13 protein-coding genes and 2 pseudogenes are annotated in these 11232 nt (G+C 52.8%); 5 read left to right on the top strand and 10 right to left on the bottom strand.

Features of this window, described 5'->3' with window-relative positions; translation table 11 throughout:
* Nucleotides 1-425 (bottom strand): M14-type cytosolic carboxypeptidase (locus HMPREF1028_RS11340; protein ID WP_009312894.1); only part of this gene is annotated, 425 nt, incomplete at its 3' end.
* Between the two features lie 92 nt (nucleotides 426-517).
* Between HMPREF1028_RS11340 and HMPREF1028_RS11345 the strand changes: the two genes are divergently transcribed.
* Nucleotides 518-682, top strand: coding sequence for a hypothetical protein (locus HMPREF1028_RS11345; protein ID WP_003767028.1), 165 nt, complete (start codon nucleotides 518-520; stop codon nucleotides 680-682).
* Between the two features lie 51 nt (nucleotides 683-733).
* A complete protein-coding gene (argB, locus tag HMPREF1028_RS11350; RefSeq protein WP_003778941.1) occupies nucleotides 734-1624 on the top strand; it encodes an acetylglutamate kinase in 891 nt (296 codons plus the stop codon).
* A gap of 168 nt (nucleotides 1625-1792) precedes the next feature.
* Here argB and HMPREF1028_RS11355 read toward each other — a convergent pair whose 3' ends face one another.
* The 5 genes and pseudogenes from HMPREF1028_RS11355 to HMPREF1028_RS11370 all read right to left on the bottom strand — a co-directional run bounded on the left by HMPREF1028_RS11355 (nucleotide 1793) and on the right by HMPREF1028_RS11370 (nucleotide 5355).
* A complete protein-coding gene (locus HMPREF1028_RS11355; protein WP_009312896.1) occupies nucleotides 1793-2767 on the bottom strand; it encodes a class 1 fructose-bisphosphatase in 975 nt (324 codons plus the stop codon).
* A gap of 45 nt (nucleotides 2768-2812) precedes the next feature.
* Nucleotides 2813-2920, bottom strand: a pseudogene (locus HMPREF1028_RS14935) (IS5/IS1182 family transposase); the annotation flags it as partial.
* A 21-nt stretch (nucleotides 2921-2941) separates the two neighbouring features.
* The gene (locus HMPREF1028_RS11360; protein WP_009312898.1) at nucleotides 2942-3316 is read right to left on the bottom strand and encodes a hypothetical protein; all 375 of its coding nucleotides are present in this window, start codon (nucleotides 3314-3316) and stop codon (nucleotides 2942-2944) included.
* A gap of 105 nt (nucleotides 3317-3421) precedes the next feature.
* Complete coding sequence (gene rlmJ, locus HMPREF1028_RS11365) at nucleotides 3422-4267, bottom strand: 23S rRNA (adenine(2030)-N(6))-methyltransferase RlmJ (RefSeq protein WP_009312900.1); 846 nt, start codon at nucleotides 4265-4267, stop codon at nucleotides 3422-3424.
* 143 nt (nucleotides 4268-4410) lie between these two features.
* Nucleotides 4411-5355: an AraC family transcriptional regulator gene (locus HMPREF1028_RS11370; RefSeq protein ID WP_009312902.1), complete on the bottom strand. Its 945-nt coding sequence runs from the start codon at nucleotides 5353-5355 to the stop codon at nucleotides 4411-4413.
* Nucleotides 5356-5484: 129 nt separating this feature from the next.
* On the opposite strand from HMPREF1028_RS11370, the gene HMPREF1028_RS11375 reads away from it, so the two are divergent.
* The 3 genes from HMPREF1028_RS11375 to HMPREF1028_RS11385 all read left to right on the top strand — a co-directional run bounded on the left by HMPREF1028_RS11375 (nucleotide 5485) and on the right by HMPREF1028_RS11385 (nucleotide 6860).
* Nucleotides 5485-5820, top strand: a complete 336-nt coding sequence (locus HMPREF1028_RS11375; protein WP_003756322.1) for a carboxymuconolactone decarboxylase family protein — start codon at nucleotides 5485-5487, stop codon at nucleotides 5818-5820.
* A gap of 125 nt (nucleotides 5821-5945) precedes the next feature.
* Entirely contained in the window at nucleotides 5946-6311 is a 366-nt protein-coding gene (locus HMPREF1028_RS11380; RefSeq protein WP_009312905.1) for a rhodanese-like domain-containing protein, read from the top strand.
* A 54-nt stretch (nucleotides 6312-6365) separates the two neighbouring features.
* A complete protein-coding gene (locus tag HMPREF1028_RS11385; RefSeq protein ID WP_009312907.1) occupies nucleotides 6366-6860 on the top strand; it encodes a DUF302 domain-containing protein in 495 nt (164 codons plus the stop codon).
* A 194-nt stretch (nucleotides 6861-7054) separates the two neighbouring features.
* On the opposite strand, the pseudogene HMPREF1028_RS11390 reads toward HMPREF1028_RS11385, so the two are convergent.
* The 4 genes and pseudogenes from HMPREF1028_RS11390 to HMPREF1028_RS11405 form a co-directional block, all read right to left on the bottom strand.
* Nucleotides 7055-8061 (bottom strand): annotated as a pseudogene (locus HMPREF1028_RS11390) (2Fe-2S iron-sulfur cluster-binding protein).
* Nucleotides 8062-8363: 302 nt separating this feature from the next.
* Nucleotides 8364-8933, bottom strand: coding sequence for a DJ-1/PfpI family protein (locus tag HMPREF1028_RS11395; protein WP_003756310.1), 570 nt, complete (start codon nucleotides 8931-8933; stop codon nucleotides 8364-8366).
* A gap of 82 nt (nucleotides 8934-9015) precedes the next feature.
* Complete coding sequence (gatB, locus tag HMPREF1028_RS11400) at nucleotides 9016-10446, bottom strand: Asp-tRNA(Asn)/Glu-tRNA(Gln) amidotransferase subunit GatB (RefSeq protein ID WP_009312913.1); 1431 nt, start codon at nucleotides 10444-10446, stop codon at nucleotides 9016-9018.
* 99 nt (nucleotides 10447-10545) lie between these two features.
* Nucleotides 10546-11232 (bottom strand): DUF535 family protein (locus tag HMPREF1028_RS11405; RefSeq protein WP_009312915.1); only part of this gene is annotated, 687 nt, incomplete at its 5' end.

The raw sequence follows: 11232 nt of genomic DNA on the forward strand, positions 1-11232 counted from the left end.
CCTTGTACGGTGCTGCCCAAGTCGTCGATGCGGCAAAGCCCGCTGCCTTGCGCGTCGCCCAAGAGGTTTAAATGCTGCTCGTGGGAGTAGGGCTCGAAATAGGCGTAGTAAACGCTGTTGGAGAGCGGCGTATGGTTGATGGTCAGCACGCCGTTTTCGTATTCGGTCGGGACGCGGAACCAATTTTGACGGTCGTAAGAGGCGCACGCCTGATAATCTTCCCAGCCTTGCGGATAAGCCGAATCCGCCGCGTTTTCAAAGTGCATCACGCAATTCTGGTAGGCCGCACCTTGCAGGCGGAAGTAAAACCATTGGGCGAAATCGGAAGCGTTGTCCGGACGCAGGGCGAGGCGGATATTGGCAGGGTCGGTCAGGTCTTTGACGACGACGGAGCCGGCATCAAATTGAGTGCTGATTTTAATCATGGGAAAGTCCTCGGTATATCGGGCGAACCGGATAACCGTTGTTTGAAAAAATGTGTGGGCGATACCGCGTCCGTCGGCGACGGCAAACCGATATGCCCGAATCCGTTGATTCTACCATTCCGACGGGCGCGTCCTCAACCGATAAGGGGCGGGGAATGTTGTTTCAGACGACCTTTGACGTTAAGATAGGGCAGATTCACTTTAAATCAGGACAAGACGGCGAAGCAGCAAACAGTTGCGAAGCTGATTTTTACTGATTCAAAGGTAATCCGCTATAATGATTAAATTGTTAATAATGAGACACGATTATGAGCGAATCCCATCCCATTTCCGCAGCCGACAAAGCGCGCATTTTAGCCGAAGCCCTGCCGTATATCCGCCGTTTTTCCGGCTCCGTCATCGTCATCAAATACGGCGGCAACGCTATGACCGAGCCTGCTTTGAAAGAAGGTTTCGCCCGCGATGTCGTTTTGCTCAAACTGGTGGGCATCCATCCCGTCATCGTCCACGGCGGCGGCCCGCAAATTAATGAAATGTTGGAAAAAATCGGTAAAAAAGGCGAATTCGTGCAAGGCATGCGCGTGACCGACGGCGAAACGATGGATATCGTCGAAATGGTGTTGGGCGGTCATGTGAATAAAGAAATCGTCTCACTGATTAATTTGCAGGGCGGACGCGCGGTCGGCGTAACTGGGCGCGACAACCACTTCATCAAGGCCAAAAAACTGCTGGTCGATACGCCCGAACGGGCAGGCGTGGACATCGGACAAGTCGGCACGGTCGAAAGCATAGACGTGCGCCTGATTGAAGGCTTGATCGAACGCGGCTGCATCCCCGTCGTTGCGCCCATCGGCGTCGGCGCAAAAGGCGAAGCCTTCAATATCAACGCGGATTTGGTCGCAGGCAAACTGGCGGAAGAGCTAAACGCGGAAAAACTGCTGATGATGACCAATATCGCCGGCGTGATGGACAAAGAAGGCAACCTGCTGACCAACCTGACCCCAAGCCGTATCGGCGAATTAATCGCAGACGGCACGCTCTACGGCGGTATGTTGCCCAAAATCAGCTCTGCCGTCGAAGCGGCAAGCAACGGCGTCAAAGCCACTCACATCATCGACGGCCGCCTGCCCAACGCGCTTTTGCTGGAAATCTTCACCGATGCGGGCATAGGCTCGATGATTTTGGGCGAAAGGCCATAACGGCCCGCAGATGATTCAAGGCTTGCCGAACAGCATGCCTTGTAAATGCCCGAATACTAAATAATACACAAAAGGTCGTCTGAAAACCTGTTTCAACGTTCATAGAGAATGCTGAAACGGATTTTCAGACGACCTTTTTATGACAGGATAGCCTACAAACTCAACATCTTATTTTTGATGCAGCTTGCCGACATATTCGACTTCCTCGCGGCTGCCCATGACGACGGCTACGCGTTGGTGCAGACCTGTGGGGACGATGTCGAGCATGTTTTCCAAAGCATTGCTTGCCGCCGCGCCTGCCTGTTCCAAAATCAGGCTCATCGGATTGGCTTCGTACATCAGGCGCAGCTTGCCGGGTTTGGACGGATCGCGTTTGTCTTGAGGATACATGAAGACGCCGCCGCGCATCAGGATGCGGTGGATTTCTGCGACCATGCTCGCCACCCAGCGCATATTGTAATTTTTACCGCGAACGCCCGTATCGCCTGCCAGCAGCTCGTTAATATATTGCTGCATAGGGGCTTGCCAGTGGCGGGTGTTGGACATATTGATGGCAAACTCTTTGGTCGATGCCGGAACTTGCGGATTTTCTTTGGTCAGGACGAATTCGTTGTTTTCGTTGAGCGTGAACACGAAAACGTCGTGTTTCAAAGTGAACACCAATTGGGTTTGCGGGCCGTACAAAACATAACCTGCCGCCACTTGGTCACGGCCTTTTTGCAGGAAGGATTCGGTATTCAGACGACCTTCGGGCTTGGTAAGTACGGAAAAAATCGTGCCGACGGAAATATTGACGTCGATATTGGACGAGCCGTCCAGAGGGTCGAACAAGACGAGATAGCCGCCGTTTTCGTTGGCTGCCACAAAAGTATCCTCTTCCTCGCTTGCCAAACCGGCGACATGGGCGTTGTTTTTCAAGACGTCAATCAGGATATCGTTGGCAATCACATCCAGCTTTTTCTGATCTTCGCCCTGAATATTGCCCGTACCCGCCATGCCCAACACGCCGGCGAGTGCGCCCAAGCGGACTTTGCCGCTGATATCGGAGCAGGCGGCGACAATGGATTCGAGGACGCTGCCCAATTCGGCAGGAATGCTGTTTTGCTGTAAATGCTGCGGTAGGAATTGCGCTAATGTTTTCATATCGGACTCGGTTTCTGGCTATAAAAAAGAAAAGGTCGTCTGAAAATATAGTGGATTAACTTTAAACCAGTACGGCCTTGCCTTGCCTTGCCGTACTATCTGTACTGTCTGCGGCTTCGTCGCCTTGTCCTGATTTAAATTTAATCCACTATGGTTTTCAGACGAGGTCGGTATTTATTTTTTGCTTGAAGGGGCGGAGGCGGTGCCGCCTATCATTTCTTTGGCGCATTCGACCGCGCTTTGTTTGATTTTGGTTTTCAGCTCGCCGCCAACTTCGCCGCCGATCAGTTTCGACATATCGTCGATGGATATCTGGTCTGCGGTTTTTTCCGAAGCGCACGAACAGATTTGCTGTACGGTATCAGACGGTATCGCGCTGCTTTTCGGCGCTTTTTCCACGCAGATGGCTGTCGCGCTGCTGATGAAGTGGCCGCGAAGCTCTTCGCCGAAGGTTTCTTGTACCGTATCTTGGACTGAGCGTTCGCACGAGCATAGAAAAAGCGCACAAAGGGAAGCCAAAAGCAATGAAGCGGGATGTCTGATAGTCATAATTTGAAAGCGTAAAAACAATGTAGTGAATTGTAGTTTAAATCGGAGGCCTCTGCCATAGGATTTCCCGCCAGTGTCTTCGTTTGGCGGGCTGGGGATGGCTGATTATTTTATGCAGCTGTTTAAGACGAATCGCGCGCCGTTGTCTTGCGCCAGTATGTCGGTCAACGCGGGAAGGTTGTTTTTCAGCAGTTCCGGCAGCAGGTAGGGCGGGTTGATGATAAACATGCCGCTGCCGTGCATCCCGAATCCGTCCGGACGCGGGGTGTGGACGTGCAGCTCGGCGTGCAGGTAGCTGTCGGGCATCAGCTTTTGCAGTTGCTCGGGCAGCTTGCGGCTTTCTTCTCGGCTCAAGCAGGGATACCAAACCATATAACAACCCTGCTCAAAGCGTTTGAGCGCGTCTTTTAAAGTATGGACAACGCGCTGATAGTCTTGTTTTTCTTCATACGGAGGGTCTATCAGGACGACGGCACGGCGCGGCGGCGGGGGCAACAGTGAAATCAGACCGCGAAAACCGTCTGCCTGTATTATTTGCCCGCGTCTGCCCAAACGCGCTTCTTCCATATTGTTTTTCAGATGTTGGAAATCGGCAGGGTGCAGCTCAAACAAACGCAGTTTGTCGCTGTCGCGCGTCAGGGCTTGGGCAAGCCACGGCGAACCGCAATAGAGTTGCTTTTGTGGGAGTATGGTATTCAGGCGGGCAATGAAGGCGGACAGCTCGGGCGGCAGATTTTCCGCCTCTTGGAGCAACCGGATGCCTTGTCTGTATTCGCCGACTTTTTGCGCCTCGCTGCCGCTCAAGTCATATAAACCCGCGCCGCTGTGGGTATCGATATACCAATAGGGCTTGTCTTTTTGATTGAAGTAATCAAGCGTCAGGAAAAGGATGAAATGCTTGATCATATCGGCATGGTTGCCGGCATGGAAGGCGTGGCGGTAGCTGAGCATAAGAGGTCGTCTGAAAAAGGAAAAATGGATTATATAGGCAAATAAACGGTGTATCCAAACAGGCTTTTCCGCAGTATCTCAATGGCTAAACGATAAATCAAAGGGTTATGACGCTTTTGCCGTTTTCAGACGACCTTTTGAGTTCAAATGCCTTCAAGCGACTGGCTGGTATTTTCATCTGCTGTTTCATTTTTCCGATACTGCCCCGGCGAAATCCCGTATTGTTTTTTAAACGCTTTGCCGAAGTGGGTTTCGGACTGGAAGCCGACGCTCAGCGCGACAGACAAGACGGAATCGGCAGTTTGCCGCAGCAATACGGCGGCTTGGCGCAGGCGGATGAGGTTGACGAAGGCGTGGGGGCTGATGCCGGTTTGCTGTTTGAACAGGCGCATCAGTTGGGCGCGGGAAAGGTTGGCAAGCGCGGTCATTTTTTCGATGTTCCATTCGTCTTCGGGGCGGCTGACGACGGTTTGGATGAGTTGGCGCAGACGTTTATCGCGCAGGCCGTTGAGTATGCCGCCTAATGGTGCTTCTCCGCCTTGTTCGAGATGGGCGCGGACGATGAGGACGAGGAGGACGGAGGAGAGGGCGTTGACGATAGCGCGCGAGCCGGAAAGCGTGTGTGCGCTTTCGTATTGCAACATGGAGATAAGACATTGCAGCGAGGGATGGTCCATCTCGATAAGGACGGTTTCGGGCAGGTCGTGCATGATATCGGCGTGTTCGTCGTATTCGAAACGGGCGCAGAACAAATCGAGGCTTTTTTCGCCGCCGCTACGGGATGAGGCGACTGTAAATGCGCCGCTGTTGCCGATATGCGGTGTATCGCCGCAGTTGTTGCAGTCCGCTTCGCTGCTGATGATGTGTTCCGCGCCGCGCGGGAAAAAGATAAGGTCGCCGGTTTGCAAGAGCCGCGCTTCGGGTTCGCCTTCGATTTTGATGTAGCTTTCTCCGGCGACGACGAGGTGCGCGATACCGTGCGCGCGCCTGCGTTCGTGCGGGGCGTACCATTTGTCGCGGAACAGGCATTGTATGTCCACACTGCCGGTGATTTGCGCCAGTTCGATGAGTTTGTCCAAAGTGTCCATAAGTATTTTTTGCAAGTGAATGAGATGATTTGACGATTATAATAGTCAAATTATTGCAATAATGCCATCCATCGGATGTAAAAAAGTGCAACATCCTTCATTTGCAAACACATTAGAAAGGAAATCAAAATGTTTCAAAATTGGCCCGAACACACCGCACACGTTAAAAAATCATTCGGCGAGCTGGGTAAAAACCACCCTAAAATGCTGCAAGCCTACGGCGCGCTGGAACAAGCCGCCGCAGCCGAAGCCTTGGATGCGAAAACCCGCGAGCTGATTGCCCTCGCCGTCGCCATCACCACCCGTTGCGAAAGCTGCATCAGCGTACACGCCGCCGCAGCCGCCAAAGCGGGTGCGACTGAAAGCGAAATCGCCGGCGCGCTGGCGACCGCTATTTCCTTGAACGCAGGCGCAGCCTACACTTATGCCCTGCGTGCTTTGGAAGCGGTTGACGCGCAGCGTTGATTTTGTCTCAAAGGGTCGTCTGAAAAAACTCCCGTTTCAGACGACCCTTCTGTTGACGGAACATTGCTTTTTGCCGCCAAACCGTTTAGATTGATATCTTTGTTCAACCGTTTGGAGAAACGACCATGAAAAAATTGCTGACTGCCGCGCTGACTGCCGCCGCACTTGTCCTGCCTGCCGCCGTATCCTTTGCCGCACCTGCCGCCAAAGCTGCAAACGCGCAACCTGCCAAAGCAAAAGGCGTATGGATTGACGTACGTTCCGAAGAAGAATTCAAATCCGGCCATCTACAAGGTGCTGTCAACATTCCGCACGACCAAATCGTCGAACGCATCAAAAGCGTCAGCCCCGACAAAAACGCACCCGTCAACCTCTACTGCCGTAGCGGCCGCCGTGCCGAAGCCGCGCTTACCGAGTTGAAAAAAGCAGGCTACACCAACGTAACCAACCACGGCGGTTACGAAGACTTGGTGAAAAAAGGTTTGAAATAACCAGCAACAAGGTCGTCTGAAACGTTTCAGACGACCTTTTATCCAAGGAAAAACATGAAACCGATACGCACCTTCGCCGCAGCCGCCATCCTCGCCGCCCTGACCGCCTGCGCTTCACACGGCGGTGATGCCGCCCGACAACCCGATTCCCGACAAAGTTCAGCCATGAATCAAACCCATACCGCTATCAGCAAATACAGTTTCGACGATACCGTCCGCCGTTTGGAAACCGCCGTCAAAGAAAAAGGCATGACCGTGTTCGCCGTCATCGACCACCAAGCCGCCGCGCGTCGAAGCGGTTTGGACATGCAGCCCGCCAAAGTCATCGTCTTCGGTACGCCCAAAGCCGGCACGCCGCTGATGCAAAAAGACCCCGCCTTCGCCCTGCAACTGCCGTTGCGTGTCCTCGTTACCGAAACCGACGGCGCAGTCCAAGTCGTGTTCAACGACACGCGCGCGCTGGTGTCGGGCAGCAAAATCGAGTTTGCCGAAGTGGAAAACACGCTCGCCAATGCTGAAAAGCTTATTCGCAAAACGGTAGCGGAATAAGGCTCGCCCAAATCCGAAGGTCGTCTGAAAACCTGAGTAATCCCACTAAATTCGTTTTCAGACGACCTTTTGACAAAATAATGTGCCGAGGTCGTCTGAAAAATTTTTCGATGACATCGGCACATTATTTTTTAAGACAACTCAGTTCCCAAGCCTTTTGCGGTTGCGGCAGGATTAGATTTGCGCGGGTATATCTATTGCGCGGGCGAAAACGCATCCGAATAGAAGGTTGTCTCAGGCAGGCTGCATTGCGCAGTTAACACGGATTTCGCACTTTCGGTCATGGCGACGGAACCGCAGGCATAAACTTCGTAACCGCTCAAGTCGGGATAATCTTTTGCGGCGGAGGTTTGGACGTATCCTTTTTCGCCTTGCCAGCCCTCATCGGCTTTTGATAGGACGGGGGTGAAGCGGGCGTTTTTCAGACGACCTGTCAGTTCTTGAGCTTCTTCGAGTGCGTACAAATCATCTTGGTGACGCGCGCCCCAGTAGAAATGGACGGCGCGACTGCTGTCTTGGCGGATAAGGTCGAGCAGGATGCTGCGGATGGGGGCATAGCCTGTACCGGTTGCCAGAAGGATGATGGGTTTGCCGCTGCCTTCTTGCAAGGTAAACGAACCGAGCGGGCCTTTGATGCGGACGATGCCTTTTTCTTTGACTTTGGGTTCGCTGCCGAAAATCATTTCCGAACAGACGCCGTTTTCGCGCCTGCGGATGTGCAGTTCCAAATGCCTTCTTGGTCGGGCGAATTGGCGATGGAGTAGCTGCGGCTGACGTTGCCCGGCAGCAGTAAATCAATATATTGCCCGGCATAGAAAGCAAACGGCGGGGCTTTGGGCAGGGCAAGTTTCAGGAGGGCGACATCGTGTTTGAAAACCATGCTTTCAATACGGGCGGGCAGGGTGCGGACGGGTAGCGAGTTGGCGTTGTAGCCGGGGATGTTGATGCTGATGTCGCTTTGCGCGGTGGTGCAGCACATCAAAATCTTGCCTTGGGCTTTTTCTGCTTCGGATAAGGCCTGTTCCGAGTGTTCGCCCATTTGAATATCGCCGCTCACCAGTTCGGCTTTGCATTGCCCGCAGGCACCGCTTTTGCAGGAATGGGGCAGATTGAGGTTTTGACGGGCGGCAGCGGCTAAAACCGTTTCGCCGTCGTTGGCGGTAAAGGTGGTTTGGTCGGGTAGGGTAATGGTATGGGTCATAGCTTGGTGTGGTTTGAATAGATTGGGGGATGGGAAAAGGACAAGAAAGATTAGGTTTTAATCTACTATAAAAAAGGGTCGTCTGAAAGCCTGTTTTCATTTTCAGACGACCTCCGGGTAATGAGTTCGCAAGTCGGACATGAATATCCGGCTTGGAGTTTCACTGCAAGTGCATTAACGGATACGGTTTGAGCCCAATGCATAAGTTTGACCGCCTTGCCATGCGAACCACCAATACAGGCACATGTCACGCTGACCTTTGAATGTAGAACGTGTGAACGGTCAGTATTTCCTCTACTTTACTACTGCCACATTTCCCTGCATCGGGCGATAAGGTCTTCGGGAATATCACCCAAGGCAGACAAAATTTGGAGAGCAAAATCGACAAAAGCCGTGCCGTTGGCGGTAATAACGTTGCCGTCCCGCACGGCTTCGCGTTTGGTTTCCACATAAGCCTGCCGGTTAGTGTATTCGGGTAAATCGGCAATGGCAGCCAAGCTGTTGGCGGTGTGGCGGCAGTCGTTCAACAGACCGTTGGCGGCAAGAAAATAGGTACCTTCACAAATACCGCCCACAATCTTGCCCTGCTGCTTAAACGTGCGAACCAAGTCGGCAATTTTTAGGCGGTTTTCATCGGATAAATCGCGCCACGATTGGGTTGCGCCGTTTAGAATCAAAGCGGCGGTGTCGGGCGGCAGTTCGTCCAAGGTTAAATCGGGCTGAACGCGTAGATTACCCATGGATGTTTTCGGATTTCGGTCGGTGGAAACGTAGCGGACGGTATAGCCTGCAAATTGTTGTAAAACAGGAGTCAGCAAAGTGGATTCCCAGTCGGCAAACTGTTCCAAGATAATAACGACGACGGTTTTCATTGCATTTTCCTTTTCCGGTTTAAAAACGGTTTCAGGCTGCCTGAAAACCCTTTTATCGTTTTTCAGGCAGCCTGCACCTTGTTTACCCCAACTTCGCTCTAACCAATTCCTGCACCTGTGCGGGATTCGCTTTGCCTTTGCTGGCTTTCATCACTTGTCCCACAATCGCATTCAGGGCTTTTTCGTTGCCGGATTTAAATTGTTCCACTGCTTTGGCGTTGTTTGCCAGCACTTCGTCCACCATGGCTTCAATCGCGCCGGTATCGGTCATCTGCTGCAAGCCGTGTTTTTCGATGATTTCGGCAATGGAGGCTTCGGGTTCCGCCCACATGGCTTCAAAGGCTTTTTTCGCCAATTTGCTGCTTAGAGTGCCGTCGGCGATTTTGCCTACCAGCGCGGCGAGGCGTGGGGCGGTAATCGGGCTGTCGGCAAGTTCCATGCCTTCTTTGTTCAGCGTGGCGGCGAGTTCGCCGTTCATCCAGTTGGCAATCAGCTTGCCTTGTCCGCTGGCTTTGGCGGCTTCTTCAAAATAGGCAGCCTGCACGCGGCTGGCGGTGAGCAGGCGCGCGTCGTAGTCGGACACGCCGTAGTCCGTCACGAAACGCGCCGCCATTTCTTTCGGCAGCTCTGGCATTTCTTCTTTGGCTTTTTGCAACCGGTCGTCTGAAATGATGACGGGCAGCAAATCAGGGTCGGGGAAGTAACGGTAGTCGTGCGCGTCTTCTTTCAAACGCATCACGCGGGTTTCGCCTTTTTCCGGGTCAAACAACATGGTTGCCTGCTGTACTTTGCCGCCGTCTTCCAAAATCTCGATTTGCGCTTCCACTTCGTAATTAATCGCCTGCTCCAAGAAGCGGAAGGAATTAAGGTTTTTAATCTCACGGCGCGTGCCGAATTCCGCTTGACCTTTCGGACGCACGGATACGTTGGCATCGACGCGGAACGAGCCTTCCGCCATATTGCCGTCACAAATGTCCAGCCATGTTACCAAGCTGTGTAAGGCTTTGGCGTAGGCAACGGCTTCGGCAGCGGAGCGCATTTCGGGTTCGGATACCACTTCCAATAACGGCGTGCCGGCACGGTTCAGGTCGATACCGGTCGTGCCGTTCAGGCCCTCATGCACGGATTTGCCCGCATCTTCTTCCATGTGCGCGCGGGTTACGTTGATGGTTTTTACATCGTCGCCGACCACGATTTCCAGTTTGCCGTGTTCTACAATCGGTAAATCCAACTGGCTGATTTGATACCCTTTTGGCAAGTCGGGGTAGAAGTAGTTTTTGCGGTCGAACACGTTTTTCTGATTGATTTTCGCATCCAAAGCCAAGCCCAATTTGATGGCTTTTTCAACGACTTCGCGGTTCATCACCGGCAGCACGCCCGGCAGCGCGCATTCCACCACGCTGGCGTGCGCATTGGGTTCCGCTCCGAACGCAGCCGATGCGCCGCTGAAAATTTTGGATTGGGTGTTGAGCTGGACGTGGATTTCCAAGCCGATTACTGTTTCCCAAGTCATAAGAGGTTCTTTCTTTTGATGTCAATAATATAAAGTGGTCAGCCGTTTTCAGACGACCTGTTTGTTTTTCAAATGGCAAGGTCGTCTGAAAACGCAGAATCAAGTCTTCTGAAAGCAAGCCTGTATCTCGCCCGCCATGTTATCCAGCATTTGGTAACGTTTGCGGTACATCGAACGCTTTTTGCTTTCGATTTCCGCCAAGTCTTTTCGCGGCGGGATTTGCGGCAGATGCCAGTAGCCGTCGCTTTCGAGCGTTGCGCCGTTCTCCTGCCAAAACAGGTCGTAATTCATTTTGACCCGTTTCTTCAGCCGCCAGCGCAGTTTGACCTGATGCTCTTGGGCAATGCCGACAACGCTGCCCAAATTGAGCGATGTCGAAAAATATTGCAGGGCGGTTACCATCAGTTGCTGCGGACGTAGGCCGTGGAGTTGTTTGGTCAGGCTACGTACAAGGTCTTTAGCTTCTTCCCCTGCGGGGCCTTGGATAGAAGCGGCCAGCAATTTGCTGTCAACTAAGGCGAAGGTTGCCATGTAGAGACGTTTTCCTTCGCTGTCGCGCAAGGATAGCGACCACATTCCTTCATCCACGCAATTATCGTTCCGGTTCAGCCATAAAGTCAGGCCGTTTGAAAGATGCGCCAGAACGACATGGAATTTGCGCGTCGTCATATTGGCGAGCGTTTCCTGCCCGAACAGTTTTTCGGCTGTCAGCAGGTCTTCTTTCATGACTTGTAGCCTGCGCCGTTTGTTGAAACGTTGGTCGACAAAGGCATGTATCAACGGATA

The organism is Neisseria sp. GT4A_CT1 (assembly GCF_000227275.1).
Classification (GTDB): Bacteria; Pseudomonadota; Gammaproteobacteria; order Burkholderiales; family Neisseriaceae; genus Neisseria.